The organism is Candidatus Methanomethylophilus sp. 1R26, from assembly GCF_001481295.1.
Lineage (GTDB): Archaea > Thermoplasmatota > Thermoplasmata > Methanomassiliicoccales > Methanomethylophilaceae > Methanomethylophilus.
On the sequence record NZ_LOPS01000006.1, the window covers coordinates 1 to 15,203 of the forward strand.

The window sequence follows — 15,203 nt, forward strand, 5'->3', positions numbered from 1 at the left end:
AAAAAAATCTGTCGCAGTAGATTTATAATCAAAATCCATCTGCATTTTCATGGAAAAAACAGTGAGAAGAGCAGGCTATCTGGAAAGGCTGCATGAATCCCAAGGGGCCACAGGGGTGGTTAAAGTCATCACAGGGATGCGCAGGTGCGGGAAATCTACCCTTATGGAGCAGTTCATCGATGACCTGAGATCTGAGGGGGTGGATGACAGCCACATATTCCATGTGAACTTCGAGACGTTTGAAGGTTATGACCTCATATCATCCGATGTATTGCGCAGAAAACTGAGGGAACTGCCTAAGGACGGCATTGTCTACATCTTATTGGATGAGATTCAGGATGTGAAAGGCTGGGAGCTGATAGTATCATCGCTGGAAGAAGTGAAGAACTACGACGTGTACATAACCGGCTCGAATTCCGATATGCTTTCGACCGATCTCTCCACGCACCTGTCGGGGAGGTACCTGGAGATCGGGATGCTGCCCCTTTCCTTCAAAGAGTATCTGGAACTTCATCCCGGGAACATCGAGGAGAGGTTCGACCAGTACCTCAGATACGGCGGTCTTCCCGATGCCGATCCGGATAGGGGCGAGAGGCATTGCATGGGATATCTGGAAGGCGTGTTCAGCACCGTTCTGATCAAGGATGTTCTTTCCAGGCTCAAAACCGATGATGTGAACAAGATAAGGTCGATAGCGAGATTCCTGTACTCCAACATCGGGAACATCACTAATATCGCCGGCATAGCCAAGGGAACGGGGCTGAACGCCACAACAGTGAGCAGATACATTGCCGGAATGGAATCCGCAATGCTGTTCTATCACGCGGAGAAGTACGACATCGCCGGGAAGAAACTGCTGTCGACCAACGGCAAGTTCTACGCTTCAGACCTAGGCATGAGATACATGGCCCTGAAAGGTTCCGGTACCGATGATATGAGCAGAGCGCTGGAGAATGCCGTGTTTCTGGAACTGTTACGCAGAGACTATACTGTCAGGGTCGGTTCTTATCGCGACAGGGAGATAGATTTTACTGCGATCAAAGGCAGCGAGGTGGAATATTATCAGGTGGCATTGACTATGCTGTCCGACGGTACAAGGGAAAGGGAGTTCCGTTCGCTGGAATCAGTAAGGGACAACTTCCCCAAGACGGTCCTGACAGCGGATAGATTCAATCTCGGAACATACAACGGGATAAAGGTCGTGAACGTCACAGACTGGATGCTGGGAGAATCCAAGCGAAGGAGTCGGAGCAGAGGGCCGTCGGTTCTTTCCGAGCTTTTTCCTCAGCAGCTCTTCGAACTCGCATGCTTTGCAGCGGGATCCGTTGCAGGGTTCCCCGCAGGCGCAGGTCCCCATCCCGGAACGGGGGTACTTCTCCGTGAGCATCGGGCGCAGCTTGTCATATGACGAGAGGATGCTGAACTTCGCCCCCGGAGTGCGGTCTTCGAGGCCGTCGACGATGTCCCGGTACTCGTTCCGGAGCGCCGCCTGCCAATAGGGGCATTCGCCGTCCCAGTGCGGGACCCCCTTCACTACCGAGTATAGCAATGATTCTTTCTCGGTGACCATCCTGAGAGGATATATGCGCGGGACCATGCCCTCCGGCGGGTCCTTATGCGGCCCCAGGCGCGCCAGGCGTTCGATGTCCCCGCGGGCGAAGTTCATCATGATCGACTGCGCCATGTCATCTAGGTTGTGGCCGGTGGCCAGGCAGGTGCATCCGCATTTCCGCGCCTCGTCGTTCATGAGCTTCCTCCTGAACACCCCGCAGTAGGTGCAGGGGCTGGCGTTCTCCGAGATCGGGGCCACCTCGTCCATGCTCAGGCCCATCTCGGAGAAGGACCTCTGACGGTATTCTATGCCCTTCTTCGCGCAGAAATCCTTCACGATCTCCAGGCTGGGCGGGCGGTATCCCGCTATGCCCTCGTCCAGGGAGATGCACACGAGGCGGATCCCGTTCCTCTCTCCGAACAGCTCCGAGAGGATGCTGAGCGTGACCATGCTGTCCTTCCCGCCGGACACGGCGACGCCGACGGTGTCCCCGCGCTCCAGCGAGGCCTCCCGGCGCACTTCCCGGCGGATCCTCCGTTCCACGTACGCGCAGAAATGCTCGGCGCACAGATGGGCGCCGTTGTAGCGCACGAACGTGACCGCCGGCTCCCCGCAGAGGTCGCATCTCATTCGGAGCGGCCCCCCTCATCGTTCAGCTGGTCGGTCTCGATGAGGTACTCTATCTTCTTGGCGAGCTCCTTCGGGGGGATGCTGTCGATCGAGATGTACATCGCGCGGCCTCCCTCCTCCTCGCGCCTGATCTCGGTGCGGACGAGCCCTTCCTTGGCCAGGTCGGAGATGTAGGATGCGAACTGGGTATGTTTGCGGGCCGGCACCTCGTACTCCTCGCAGACGATTTTGTATGTCTTCTCGGCGGCCGTGGCGCTGACGCTCGGCAGGCCCTTCATGCACCGCGATATGGCCAGCAGGGTGATCTTGTGGTTCATATCGAGGGTCTCGAGCTTGTTCTCGGAGACCTCGCTGTGCACGCCCGCCCCCGCCGTCCTCACGCAGTCCGGGGTGACCGTGCCCTCCCCTTCCTCCTCGGCGATCACCGAGGACCTCTCGAGCAGCTCTATCGCGAACCTGGCATCCCCGTACTCGGACGCCAGCGAGGCTATCATCGCGGCGCACTCGTCCGGCAGCGCCCCCGGCACGAGGGCCTCCTCCGCCCTCGCGCGGACGATCTCCAGCAGCTCGTCCTCCGAGTAGCGGTTGAAGGAAATCACGTTGGCCCTGCCGAACGCGGACATGGTGGCCCTGTCCAGGCTCTCGGAAATCGACGACTGGGATATCAGCATGAGGGAGATCGGGACGCGCCCGCGCATCTCCTCGGAGTACCGGGAGAGCTGGTAGATCAGGTTCGACCCGCCGTTCTTCAGCAGGACGTCCGCCTCGTCCAGGACGAAGAGGGTGGGGCAGCCGTCCTTCTCGATGTGCTTCCTCACCGAGGTGAGCATCTGGTCGACCGAGAACCCCCTGTCCGGGAAGTTGCGGTCGTAGGATTTCACGATCTCCAGCACCGCCGAGTACTCGCTGTTCCTGATCCGGCAGTTCACATAGACCCAGTTCAGCCTGCCGCCCTTGGACGCCATATAAGCGGCCGTGTCCATGCAGAACCTCTTCGCGGTCGCCGTCTTGCCGGCGCCGACCGCCCCGTGCAGGAAGGCCGTCGCCGGGATGCGGCTGTTTACCATTTTGGCGAAGCAGGTTTCGAGGCCCTTCATCTGGGCCTCCCTGCGGACCAATGCCCCGGGGACGTAGTCGAAAGCGAGTTTCGACCCGTCCTTTATGACGGACGAGCGGCGCTCGAACATCTCACAGCCTGCTGGTGCGGAAGAACCCGGAGATCCCCTGCACCTCGATGCCGTGCTTCTGCCACACGTCGCAGATCAGGTTGATCCCCAGGGAATCCGAGGCCATGTGCCCCGATATGATCATGTTCATGTGGCATTTCCTGCATGCCTCGACGGCCGCCGTCGGGAAGTGCATCCCCACGATGGTGCCGACGCCCGCTTTGGCCAGTTCCTCGTAGATGCCGTTCGGCCCGGAGGTGCCGCCGGTCATCTTCGCGATTATGCCGCCGCAGCGGGAGTTTTTGTCGCCGAGGACGATCTTCGGCGGGTCGTTGAGCTTGGCGAAATGCCTGAACTCCGGCTCGGTCAGCAGGAGATCGATGATGTCGCCCAGCCTCTCGGGGCCGGCATCATGGATCTTCTTCTCCAGGTACTCCTGCACCATGTTGTCCGCCGCCGAATGGACGTTGAACAGCGGGAAGTCCAGCAGTTCCGCCGTGTCGGCGGAGCGGTTGAAGTTGTCCCCTCCGACGTTGTAGAGGACCTCGTCCATGCGGGGCTTCATCAGGCCCTCGGCGACGTTGATGGGGACGCCGCAGTCGTGGTAGATGTCGGTCTGCATCCACATGACCTTCGGGAAGGGGTTCCTGGACCTGCCCAGGGGATGGTGGGCGACGACGGCGTCGATCCTCTGCCCTTTCTCCCTCAGCCTGTCCGCCAGGAGGATCTCCGAGGGCGTGATGTCGATCCCCCAGAGGAAGCACTCGGCGTCCTTCTCCTTGGCCTCGTCCTCCAGGCAGCCGAAGCGGCAGTCGTAGTAGGGGTTCCAGAGGCTCTCGGTGTCGAAGAGCTCCTTCTTATCGCCTTCGAGGGAGTCGAACTCCTTCTTCGCATCAGACAGGACCCTGTCCACCTCCGATCTGGGGCGGGGGTCGTGCTGCATGCCGGTCTCGATGGCAAGGCGGTATGCGTCGTAGATCTTCATATGAAGGGGGCGAGAGCGGGCGCGCTTATAACTGATTCGAAGGCACGTTCAGTGCGTCCCGTTCGCAGGGTACTTCTTCCGGATGTAGTCGGCGAGGGGATCCTTGGGCTTCTCGGGATGCGTCTTGGAGAGGTTCAGCTCCAGCTCCCCGAAGTCGTAGTTCCGGCAGAGCTCCATGAACATCGGCGTGTGCTTCGGGTCCGATGATATCAGGGCATCCTTCATCAGGAAGGCCGATAGCCGGTGGTCGGAGGCTCCCCAGTAGGTGGCCATGACGCAGAACTCGGTGATCATCCCGCACAGGAGGACGGTATCGCAGCCCATCGAGCGGACGGCGTCCTCCAGGCAGGTGTTGAGGAAGGAGTTCATGTGGTATTTGTGGACGTATATGTCGTCAGGGCGGGCATCGATGCCGCTGACTATCGCATCGCCCTCGGCGGTGTTGCCGTCCATGTAGTGGGTGACCCCGTCGTAGAGGACGAAGATGACCTGCCTGCCGGCGGCATGGAACATGTCGACCGCCTTCGCGATGCCCTGAAGGTGCCTGGTGCGCTCCTCCGTGAGGGCGGCGTCCGCTCCGGCGAAGAATTTGTTCTGCATGTCAACGACCACCAGGGCGAGGTCCCGTTCATCTTTCTCTGGCACAGCCCAATCAGACATGCGGATGGATGTTTCTGCCAATTGATAAGGATTGATACGCACGGCACCGTACCGGCACGTCGCAATCGGGTCATCCTTTAATCTGAGAATCCCATAGGCCCCGGCATGAACGAGATGTGGACAGAGAAGTACCGTCCGAAGACCCTGGACGAGGTCGTCGGCCAGAAGGACGTCACGACCAGGCTGAAAGGGTACGTGCAGTCGGGGAACATGTCGCATCTCATGTTCGCGGGCACTCCGGGCACCGGGAAGACCACCTGCGCCCTGGCCCTCGCCAGGGAGCTCTTCGGCGACAACTGGAAAGGCAACTTCCTCGAGCTGACGCCTCCGACGACCGCGGCATCGAGGTCGTCCGCGGCAAGATAAAGGATTTCGCGAGGGTGGCCCCCCTCGAGGGCGCCTCGTTCAAGATCATCTTCCTCGACGAATCCGATTCTCTCACCACCGATGCCCAGGGGGCCCTCAGGCGCACCATGGAGAAGTACTCCCGCACCTGCCGCTTCATCCTCTCCTGCAACTACGCTTCCAAGATCATCGCCCCCATACAGTCGAGGTGCGCGCTCTTCGTGTTCCGCCCCCTGCAGGACGCCGACGTCAGGGAGTTCCTGGAGAAGATCGTGAAGGAGGAGGGGCTGGAGGTCGACAGCGACGCCATGGACACCCTCGTCTACATCTCGCGCGGCGATATGCGCCGGGCGGTCAACACCCTGCAGACCGCCGCCTCCATGGGCAGCAGGATCGATGCCGAGATCATCTCGAAGGTGTCCGGCTCTGCCAATGAGGCCGATATCACCGAGATCGTCACCTCCGCGCTCGACGGGAAGTTCGTCGATGCGAGGAACAAGATGGACACGGTGATGATCGAGTACGGCCTCTCCGGGCAGGAGATCATCAAGCAGATCCACGGGTCCGTCCTCAAGCTGCCGCTCGAGATGAGGGACAAGGTCCGCCTGATCGACAGGATCGGGGAGATAGAGTTCAGGCTCATTGAGGGGTCCAACGAGCGCATACAGCTCGAGGCCCTCCTGGCCTACCTAGTCATGGCCGGCGGGAAGGCATGAGGCGGCCCTGCGAGCATCCATCTACAGCATTACTCTTGCCTGGCACATATGTCTGAGTTCAATCTCGACGGATTCGGCCCCGACGGCCCCGACAGGATCCTGGTGCTCGATACCGAGACCACCGGCCTGGACGGAGGCCCCGACGGCCCCGGCGATTCCGCCCACCGCGACCTTGTGGTAGATATCGGGATCTGCGAGGCATGCCTGTCGACGGGCGAGGTTAGGGAGGTCTACTCATCGATCGTCGGTTACGACACTGACGAATGGCCTGACTCCCTGAGGAACTCATGGATCTTCCAGAACACCGACCTCACCGTGGAGGCCGTCCGCGACGCGGAGCCGTTCGGAGCGGTCAGGAAGCAGGTGGCCGCCAAAATCCGCGGGAGGTGGCTGACTACCTACACGTCCGCTTCGACCTCGACAAGTTCCTCTACCGGGACCCATGGGACTTCAGGGGGATGTTCAACGAGTGCAGGGACATCATGTTCTCGGCGGCGGACGCCTTCAAGCTCCCCCTGCCCGATGCCCGGCTCGAGACGGAGTTCCAGAAGTACGCATATCCGAAACTGGACTATGCGTATGCGAAGCTCTTCCCGGATTCCGACCCTGCCGGCATCATGGGGATCCAGGACCACCGCGCCCTGTCGGACGCCAAGGTGGCGTCGTACGTGATGCTCAAGCTGCATTCCGAGGGGCTCTACAGCCCCATGGACATGCGCGGACGCTACTGCTGATCCGGTTTTCACTCGTCCTCGACATCCTCGGAGGAGAGCTTCTCGGCCTCCTTCCTGAAGTTCCGGTCGAGGATGACCCTTATCCACCCGTCGAACGCATCGGTTATCCTGTCCAGCTTCTTCCCCCTGAGGATAAGGAACGTCACGATGAACCATACTATCGCGGCGGCGATGATTATCAGCCACTGTTCGAGCGGGAACATGAAGAGCGAGGTCACCCTGATGCAGATCATCGGCACGAAGCAGAGCGCGGCGAGCAGGAGGAGCATGAGGACGGCCAGAATCTGGGGCTTCCTGTCGGTCGTGGGCTCCCCGTCGACAGAGAGCTTCCTGCACACGGGGAAGAGGAGGAACGTCTGCATTATGCCGGCGACTATGAGGAAATAGACCATGGCGCTGGAGGACACCGCGTGCTCCCAGCTGCTGTCGTCCTGCTTTATCTCCAGCTTGTCAAGGAGGGCATCCCTGCTGAGGTCCACTGAGTCCATCATGCCGGTGACGGCGTTCTCGAACCCGGAGCTGCCGACGAACCCGCACCATCCGAAGTACCAGTAGATGAACAGCGCGAAGACCGTCGTCGTCACGGCCGTCGGCAGGACATAGCGTATGACCTTGGGCAGGACCAGGTCCCGGTTGTCGGACGGCTTGGCCCAGATGGTCATGAAGAAGGCCATGATCGAGACGGTCAGCAGGGCGTAGAGGGTGTTCTGTATCGGCAGCATCGGCGTCCTGTTGAGGCAGATCAGCAGCACCAGGACGATGAAGGCCAGCGTGAAGTTCCTCATCAGGTAGAGCCTGAGGATGTCCCTCATGCCGGTGACCACCCTCTTCCCCTCGACGATGGCCTGGGGGAGGGCCCTGAAGTTGTCGTTCATCAGCACCATGTCGGCGACGCTGCGGGCCGCCCCGCTCCCGCTCTGGACGGCGACCCCGACCTGGGCCTTCTTGATGGAGCGGACGTCGTTGATCCCGTCCCCGACCATGGCCACGTACCTGCCCTGGCGCCTCAGGGAGTCAACCACCTGCTCCTTCTGCTCAGGGCGCATGCGCCCGAAGATGTTGGTCTCGAGAGCCGTTTTATCGAAATCCTCGGGGGACATGGCGGCGAGCTTCTCGCCGGAGATTATCTTCCTCTCGCCGGGGATCTCCGCGATCTTGAAGATGGCGTCCACGGTCTCCGGGTCGTCGCCCGAGATGACCTTGATGTCGATGCCGGCCTCGGTGAACGATTGTATGATCTCCTTGCAGTCCGGGCGGACCTCGTCGGAGATGGAGACCACGGCGATGACCTCGAGGGAATCCGGCAGCGATATGTCATCGCCCTCATGCAGCTTCCCGCCGTGCCCGGAGAAGAACACCACGGACCTGAGCCCCCTGCCGGCGAGCGCGGACAGCCTCTCCTCGATGCCCTCGGGGTTGGAGGCGCGGTCCCTGAGGAACGGCCAGGCACCGACGACGACGGTGTCGTAAGAATCCCCGTTCCTCACCCTCACGGCGCTGAACTTCCTGTCCGAGGAGAACTGGACCTCATCGTCGAGCTGGCATTCCGTCTTCCCGAACTTCTCCTCCACGGCGATGACCGTTTTGTTCCTGCTCCCGGTGGAGGAGACGAACTCCCGGATGAGGCGGTCGGTGCCCTCGCGGTCGGGCGATATGTACTCTATGCCGTCGAAAACGAGGCGGTTGGTGGTTATGGTCCCGGTCTTGTCCATGCAGACGGTGTCCACATGGCTCATGCTCTCGACGGAACTGGAGTTCTGAAGCAGGACGCCGGTGTCCGCCATCCGCACGGACGCGATCATGTAGTTCAGCGTGATGAGCAGGAAAAGGGCTATGGGCACGATGTCCAGGATGATGACGGCGACCTGAGGGAGTCGACCACGTCGTTGTCCCTGAAGAAGGACAGGATGAGCTCCACGAAGAGCAGGATGAACGCCAGCGCCATGAGGAACTCGGTGACGGTATTGGTCTCGATCTGCAGCGGGGTCTTCTTCTTCTCGAACTTCTTGGCCGCGCGGGTCATCTTGGACGAGAAGGTCCCGGCGCCCACCTTGGTGACCTCGTACCAGCATTCGCCGGTGACGCAGTAGGAGCCCGAGAGCACCTCGTCGCCGACATGCTTCCTGCGGGTGCTGGACTCCCCGGTGAGCAGGGACTCGTCCATCTCCATCATGCGCTCTTCTGCGACGGTCCCGTCGACCTGCGCCTGGTCTCCGGGCCCCATGTGGACGATGTCGCCGATGACGATCTCGGAACGGTCGACGGTCTTCTCGGCGCCGTCCCTGAGGACGGTGACCGTCGGGCGCATCAGGACCGCGATCTTGTCCAGGCGGTGCTTGGCGCGCATCTCCTGGACGGTGGAGACCAGGACGTTGAAGGCGATGATGCCGACGGCCGCCACGGAATTGATGTAGTCGGGCTTCTCCGGCAGGACGATCAGGAGGGCGCCCAGGACGAACAGGATGATGTTGAAGGGGGTGATGAGGTTCTGGAGGAAGATGGAGAGGTAACTCCTGCTCCCTTTCTCCTTCTCGTTGTTGCCCTGTCCCGCCTTCCTTCTTTTGGCTGCCTCCTCAGAGGTCAGACCGCTCGGCCGCATGCGTCGATGAAGTCACGAAAGGTTCTTAATATGTTCGCATGCGGGCGCGTTTATTAGAGGAAGGGGGCAGGCCCCCTCAGCGGAGCATCTCGCGCGCCCGCTCCGCGATCGCCTCCATCGAGAGCGGGTCGAACTCCTCGGTCCGCCCCTGTGCCAGCCACTGTATGAAGCACTTCACGCGGTGGCCGGGGTACACGCTCTCGGCGACATGCGCGTAGACGCTCACCTGCATCCTGTACTCCCCGGCGCTGCCTGCGCCTGCGTCGCTCTTCCAGTCGTGGACCTCCACCGTCTGCCCGTCGAAGGCTATGAGGTCCATGGTGCCCATGAGGGTCGCCCGCATACCCTGGGAGTCCAGGGGGAGGGAGCAGTCGATCTCCGCCTGGATCTCCATGCCCCTGCTCTTTATGCCGTCGATTATCTTCCTGGCGGCCGCCGTCTCCGGGTACTTCTCGAAGACGTCCTGCCCGACCTCCAGCCCGTCGGCCATCATCTCGATGTACTTGTGGACGGCCGTCCCGTAGGCCATCCCGCCTCCGGACTTCTTCGCGCCGTCCGCTCCGTCGGATGCCGGGACGTCCGTCCCGGCGACGGTCCTGAGTATGTCGTGCACGGGGACGATGAGGCGCCTCTGCCTCATCTCCGGGACGGCCGGCATCTCCGCCGGGACGGGAGGCCCGCGCACGGGGGCCGGGACGGAACCTTCCTTCACGGACCGGGCCGCCGTGGCGGTCCCGGACCCGATCATGCCTTCCAGGAACTTCGAGTTGGAGCCTATGACCGTGACGTACTGCATCGCACGGGAGACCGCGACGAAGAACAGCCTGCGCTCCTCGCCGTAATCCTTGGTCTGGCACTTCTTCATCAGGAAGGTCTTCCACGAGTCTTCGATGAGCATCGAGCCGTTGGATTCCTCGATGCATCTGCCGCACCTGATGCCGAGCAGCGGGCTGTACGTGAACATCGAATCGTCCCCGCGGGTGCTGGGGAAGGTGCCCCTGTTCACGTACGGGATGATCACGATGGGATATTCCAGGCCCTTGGACTTGTGCATGGTCTGGATCGTCACCGCGTCCTCGCCCTGGACCCCGTCGACAGGATATGTGGTCCCGTTCTTGATGCCGTCCTCGATGAGCCCGATGACGTCGGAGATGGTCATGAGCGAGCCCTCGTGGCTTCTGGATATGACGGTTGTCAGCGCCTGGGTCATATCGTTGTTCAGGCCGTAGAAGGAGAAGACCGCTGAGATGAGGTCGGTTATGCGCCTCCTCTTCCCGAGGAGCATCCTCCTCTTGTCGCGGTATCCCGCCATGGCCTCTGCGGCCTCGGGGCTCCTCGTCTCGCCTTCCCCGAGGCGCCCGATCATGGAGGTTATGTCGCGGGCGGAGTAGCCGTCGAAGGTAAGCACCGCCCCGATCCCCCATCTGTCCTCCGGATCGTTGATGTACCTGAGCCAGGCGAGGAGGATCTTCCCCTCTTCCGTGGACATGATCTCCATCTCCCCCTGTAGGAACGCCGGGATCCCGCGCTCCCTGCACATCCTGTAGACTTCGCGGCATCCGGAGGATGTCCTGCAGAGGACGGCGATGTCCCGGTAGCTCGCGGGGCGCAGGATGCGGGTCTTCCCCTGCCTGACGCGGACCATGGTGCTCCCGTTCGTGTACCCGATGATGCGTTCGACGGTCTCCTTCCCGCTGTCGCCGCTCACGGCGTATTCCACGCGGGAATATTTCCTGGATTCATCATCATCCCAATCCGGCCTTATCTTCGTGATCCCATCCGTATCGGGCCTGTCCTCTTTGCTGGCGGCCAGGCCCAGGGTCGCGAACGCCGCGTCGATGACCGCGGCCGAGCTGCGGTAGCTGACCAGCAGGGGGCGGGTCCTGACCTCCCCTATATCGAGGCCACCCTTCCGTGCTTCCCGTCATCGAGGAACTTCCTGTATTTCCTCAGGCGCTCCCCGAACTTCCTTATGTTCTCGATGCTGACGTACCTGAACCCGTAGATCCCCTGCTTCCAGTCGCCGACGGCGCAGAGGTTGGGCTCTTTCAGGGACATCATGGAGATCATCAGCTGGTTCCCGTTGGTGTCCTGGAACTCGTCCACGATGAGGTACCTGCAGCGCATCCTCTCCCGGGTCTCGGAGTCGCTGTACAGGACGGCGAAGGCGAAGACGGAGGCGAGCCCGAAGGTCAGGCGGTCCTCCGCGCACGACCTGCGGATGAACTCGAAGTAAACGTCGTGCACGGCGCGGATGAGCTCGGACCTGTCGTCGGCGGCCGCCAGCGGGATGAGCGTGGCGATATCGAAGCCGCTCCCTCCGGGGGCAGCGGACGGCATGCGCCTGAAGCGCTCCCTGTCCTTGGATTCTATGCTGCCTGGATCCAGCTTCGATGCCTTCTCCACGTCGCCGACCAGGTCCCTGTCCCCCGTCCGCGCTGAACCACCTGCCGATGCCGTCCGGTTCGGCCCGGGCGGGGGAGAGCGGCATCGTGCCGCGCGCCATCAGCTTGCAGATGAGCCTGTACACCCCCTCGGGATCGGCGGCCATCAGCGGCGCGGTGCGCGGATAGGAGGCGCCGTTCTCGTCCAGGAACCTGTCCAGGATGCGGCCGAAGAACCTGGCGTTCAGGGCATCGTTCTCGGTTATCGAAGCGTTGGACGTCAGGCGCTCCCCGCAGCGGAAGAATTTCCCGACGGCGGAAGGGGCGGCCTTGACCACGGCCAGGCAGTAGGAGTCGAAGGTCTGTATGCGCATGCCGTTGGCCAGCGTCTTCAGCCGGGTGTGTTCCGCGGCGCCGATCTCCTTCCCGGCGAACATGGAATCGATCTCCGAGGAGAGCCTCTCGCGCATCTCGGCGGCGGCGTTGCGGGTGAAGGTGAGCATCATCACGTCCGACGGGCCGATGTCCTTCCTCCTGAGTATGTTCAGGCATCTCGCGATGACGGTGTGGGTCTTGCCCGTTCCCGGTCCCGCGTCGACGACCGTCAGGCCGTCGGTCTCGTTCGCGATCTTCTCCTGGGACTCATCGAGCTTCATGCCTGTTCCTCCGTATCGGCCTCTCCGCTCTGGTCGGCCGGGCAGACGCTGCGGTAATCGCACTTGCCGCAGTCCCTCTTCCCGGGCCCGGCGGCGACGATGGGGATGTCCATGATCTCCCCGGCGTTCCTGCTGTCGGCCTCCAGCTTGGTGCAGAATTCCTCCATGGCGTCGGCGGGGATGACGACAGTGCCGTTCCTGTCGGAATACAGGGCCGGGCCCTGGCAGAATTTGAAGAACTTCTCTATCGTGCTGGGCGCTTTCTTCGTTACTATAGCCATCTCCTTCATGGCCTGTTCCTCGTCCATGCCGGCGAAGTACCTCTTCAGGATGTCGGACACCTCCGGCCAGCTGTTGACGACCCACTTCTGGTATTCCTTGGCCGGAGAATCGTCCGCGGTCAGGATCTCGGCGCGGATGCGGCGGGAGAGCTTCACCGTCCTCACGTTCTGCTCCACATCGAACCCCGGCGAGGTGGATTCGATGTCGTTGTCGGCCATGAAGAAGAGCTTGAACGAAGCGTCTTCGAACCCCCTGCTCCTGCTCAGCACCGACAGGTAGATCTCGGGCTGGAACTCGGCATGGCCCTCTAAACCGCCGGGCGTCATGCCTTTGACGATCTCGGACGGCTTATGCGATTGCCCCGTCTTGTAATCGATTATCAGGTTGTCCATCTGGTAATCGTACTTGGCGAAGGCCGGCAGGTCTTTGCAGTCCATCTCGGTCTCGGTGCATGAGGAATACTCCTCCAGGTCCTCGGCCTCCATGAGGCTGTTGGGGTATTTCCTGTCCGGGTTCCCGTCCCTGGGGACCGAAGCGGGGCGGAAGGAGTCGATGAACTTCATCAGGTTGCCCATGCAGAACTTCATCTTGTCGCGGTCCGTGCGCTTCAGGCACTCGCTTGATATCCCCGCGTACCTCTCGGACATCCTGTCCAGAAAGTATTCCGTGCCCTTTTCTCTGACCGTCTCCGGATAGAGGAGGTAGAGCTCGGCGAACTCATGCATGCTGGTGCCGAAGAACAGCTTGTCGTTCTCCTCGGTGTCGAGGAACTGCCCCAGCAGATAGGCGGCCCGGCATTCTGCGAACCTGTTGTATGCAGTCTTCGAGAACTTCACGCGGTCTGCGGGGGCATCCTGGGACCCCAGGCTCTTCCTGCGGTCCCTGTCGGCGGGAGCATCGATGTGCCAGCTGCCCGTTTTCAGTTCCGAGCAGATGTCCCCGAAGGTGTCGGCGCTCTTCCCCTCGGCGGCCATGAGGTCGGCGATATGGCGGCAGGGGCAGGTCTCCTCCCCGCCCGTGGCCGGCCTCACGGCGATGATGCGCGCATCGCCCTGCTGGAGCAGCACGGCCATCCTCTCGGCCTGCAGGTCCGCCGCCGTCTCCTGGTCGATGTACTCCTTCCCGGATTCGTCGACGTCCCAGTTGCGGTCGGCCCCGGCGAATATGACCAGCGGGCGGTCGACGTAGAGGGCGTTCCGGCAGTCGGCCAGGAGGACGCCCTGCTTCTCCGAGTCGGGGATCTGCTCGTTATGCTTCAGGTCCTCCACGTTGTCGACAGCGTAGGAGAGGTCCTCGGCGAGCGCGCCGGTGATCTTCTCATCGTACAGCCCCAGATCGTGCAGAAGGATCTCCACGGAGCTCCTCTCCTCCTGAGCTCGGGAGTATCGAACGCTTTCGACAGGGCCTCTCCGAACGTCAGGCCGCGGATCCCCCTCATGGTCTCGATCAGGGCCTTCGTGCGGGGGTCGGAGACATCGGCCCCGGGCTGTCCCGGATCGCTAAGCGTGAGGCGCGAGAGGAGGAAGTTGTCCATGTACGGGGTCAGGTGCCTGCCGCCTGTGCCGCTTATGCCGTGGAGGGAGGTGAAGAGGTCGCGCACGTCCTTCACGCGGACCGTGCGGAAGTCGAGCGCCAGGGTGACGAACTGTATATAGTCCCTCACCTGGGCCAGGTCCTTGACGCTGAGGTCGTTCTTGAAGGGGATCCTGTTGCGGTAGAGCGCGGCGCGGACGGCATCTGCCAGCGTTCCGGAGGGGTTGAGGACGACGGCGGCGTCCGTGGGCCTGCAGCCCTTTATGATGTCGGCGATGCAGTCGGCGATCTGCCGGTCGTTGCCGATGCTGTAGATCTTATCGATCTTGTAATCCCCGTCCTTGAACAGGTCGATCTCCTCGAAATCCCCGGACAGCATGTGCTTGTCCAGGTCGTTGAAGAAGTCGAGGCCGATGACGGCGACCTTCTTCCCCTTGAAGAAGTAATTGTCGTCGCAGCTGTAGGCCTCCATGCTCTTCTCTTTGGTGGGCAGCAGCCTGTACGACTCCCACACCCTCCTCGCGCGGTCGCTGTGCAGGTACTTGGCCACGTCCGCCGTGTGACGCCTTATCTCGCGTATGGCGGTCATCTCGCTGTAGACCGTGCGGAAATCGAGATCGTCGTTGTCCTTCCTGATCTGGGCGATGATCTCGAGGTCGGACATGGCCGGCCGCCCGATGGTCTGGTGCTCGGTCATGGCAGCCACCTGCTTGGGCGTGTAGGCCAGTCTGCCTATGCGCGGCTCGGCTATCCTCCCGTTGAGGGCGGTGGCCAGGGCGGCGTCCGTCGTCAGGACGCAGTCGAACCCTTTGGCCTCCTCCCACAGTTCATCGATGCTCTTGGCGATCCTCATACCGTTCACGCCATGGCAATGCCCTCGGGGGTATTTATATTTATCAATAATTCCGTAATTTAAGAAATTCTAGGCATTTCCGGCCTGTTCTCCGGCTTTCGGACGTCC

General features: G+C 61.6%; 11 protein-coding genes and 3 pseudogenes. 3 read left to right on the plus strand and 11 right to left on the minus strand.

All coding sequences use genetic code 11. The features are described from left to right. Nucleotides 1–49: 49 nt before the first annotated feature. Nucleotides 50–1,051: pseudogene (locus tag AUQ37_RS13330) on the plus strand (ATP-binding protein); the annotation flags it as partial. Between the two features lie 72 nt (nucleotides 1,052–1,123). Here AUQ37_RS13330 and AUQ37_RS01210 read toward each other — a convergent pair. From AUQ37_RS01210 to AUQ37_RS01225, 4 genes are read right to left on the minus strand one after another with little or no spacing between them, the layout of a single operon-like run. Next, entirely contained in the window at nucleotides 1,124–2,182 is a 1,059-nt protein-coding gene (locus AUQ37_RS01210) for a TIGR00269 family protein (RefSeq protein WP_082662329.1), read from the minus strand. Continuing rightward, on the minus strand, nucleotides 2,179–3,369 hold the full coding sequence (locus tag AUQ37_RS01215; RefSeq protein WP_058747074.1) for a Cdc6/Cdc18 family protein: 1,191 nt from the start codon (nucleotides 3,367–3,369) through the stop codon (nucleotides 2,179–2,181). The genes AUQ37_RS01210 and AUQ37_RS01215 overlap by 4 nt, the downstream gene beginning before the upstream one ends. Before the next feature lies 1 nt (nucleotide 3,370). After that, a complete protein-coding gene (locus tag AUQ37_RS01220) occupies nucleotides 3,371–4,333 on the minus strand; it encodes a hypothetical protein (protein WP_058747075.1) in 963 nt (320 codons plus the stop codon). Nucleotides 4,334–4,381: 48 nt separating this feature from the next. Further along, nucleotides 4,382–4,978, minus strand: a complete 597-nt coding sequence (locus AUQ37_RS01225) for a cysteine hydrolase family protein (protein ID WP_058747076.1) — start codon at nucleotides 4,976–4,978, stop codon at nucleotides 4,382–4,384. Between the two features lie 120 nt (nucleotides 4,979–5,098). On the opposite strand from AUQ37_RS01225, the pseudogene AUQ37_RS01230 reads away from it, so the two are divergent. Both AUQ37_RS01230 and AUQ37_RS10480 read left to right on the plus strand, forming a co-directional pair. Beyond that, nucleotides 5,099–6,054: pseudogene (locus tag AUQ37_RS01230) on the plus strand (replication factor C small subunit). Between the two features lie 386 nt (nucleotides 6,055–6,440). After that, nucleotides 6,441–6,788 (plus strand): hypothetical protein, encoded by a 348-nt coding sequence (locus AUQ37_RS10480; RefSeq protein ID WP_201013614.1) that lies wholly within the window; start codon nucleotides 6,441–6,443, stop codon nucleotides 6,786–6,788. Nucleotides 6,789–6,796: 8 nt separating this feature from the next. On the opposite strand, the gene AUQ37_RS01240 is transcribed toward AUQ37_RS10480, so the two are convergent. From AUQ37_RS01240 to AUQ37_RS01265, 7 genes and pseudogenes are all read right to left on the minus strand, one after another. Continuing rightward, nucleotides 6,797–8,629, minus strand: a complete 1,833-nt coding sequence (locus AUQ37_RS01240) for an HAD-IC family P-type ATPase (RefSeq protein ID WP_058747077.1) — start codon at nucleotides 8,627–8,629, stop codon at nucleotides 6,797–6,799. Beyond that, nucleotides 8,620–9,387: a cation-transporting P-type ATPase gene (locus tag AUQ37_RS10485; RefSeq protein WP_058747078.1), complete on the minus strand. Its 768-nt coding sequence runs from the start codon at nucleotides 9,385–9,387 to the stop codon at nucleotides 8,620–8,622. The genes AUQ37_RS01240 and AUQ37_RS10485 overlap by 10 nt, the downstream gene beginning before the upstream one ends. A 76-nt stretch (nucleotides 9,388–9,463) precedes the next feature. Continuing rightward, complete coding sequence (locus AUQ37_RS01250; RefSeq protein WP_058747079.1) at nucleotides 9,464–11,107, minus strand: 3'-5' exonuclease; 1,644 nt, start codon at nucleotides 11,105–11,107, stop codon at nucleotides 9,464–9,466. 173 nt (nucleotides 11,108–11,280) lie between these two features. Beyond that, nucleotides 11,281–11,793 carry a UvrD-helicase domain-containing protein gene (locus AUQ37_RS10230; protein WP_058747080.1) on the minus strand — a complete coding sequence of 171 codons (513 nt, stop codon included), beginning with the start codon at nucleotides 11,791–11,793 and terminating at the stop codon, nucleotides 11,281–11,283. A 238-nt stretch (nucleotides 11,794–12,031) separates the two neighbouring features. Beyond that, nucleotides 12,032–12,427 (minus strand): annotated as a pseudogene (locus tag AUQ37_RS13335) (UvrD-helicase domain-containing protein); the annotation flags it as partial. Next, nucleotides 12,424–14,064 carry a PD-(D/E)XK nuclease family protein gene (locus AUQ37_RS01260; protein ID WP_058747081.1) on the minus strand — a complete coding sequence of 547 codons (1,641 nt, stop codon included), beginning with the start codon at nucleotides 14,062–14,064 and terminating at the stop codon, nucleotides 12,424–12,426. The gene AUQ37_RS01260 and the pseudogene AUQ37_RS13335, both read right to left, overlap by 4 nt. Then, complete coding sequence (locus AUQ37_RS01265) at nucleotides 13,965–15,104, minus strand: hypothetical protein (RefSeq protein WP_157844237.1); 1,140 nt, start codon at nucleotides 15,102–15,104, stop codon at nucleotides 13,965–13,967. The genes AUQ37_RS01260 and AUQ37_RS01265 overlap by 100 nt, the downstream gene beginning before the upstream one ends. Nucleotides 15,105–15,203: the final 99 nt, after the last annotated feature.

Coding starts and splice junctions, on each gene's coding strand:
- AUQ37_RS01210 (WP_082662329.1), bottom strand. CDS start 2,182: ATGAGATGCGACCTCTGCGGGGAGCCGGCGGTCACGTTCGTGCGCTAC.
- AUQ37_RS01215 (WP_058747074.1), bottom strand. CDS start 3,369: ATGTTCGAGCGCCGCTCGTCCGTCATAAAGGACGGGTCGAAACTCGCT.
- AUQ37_RS01220 (WP_058747075.1), bottom strand. CDS start 4,333: ATGAAGATCTACGACGCATACCGCCTTGCCATCGAGACCGGCATGCAG.
- AUQ37_RS10485 (WP_058747078.1), bottom strand. CDS start 9,387: ATGCGGCCGAGCGGTCTGACCTCTGAGGAGGCAGCCAAAAGAAGGAAG.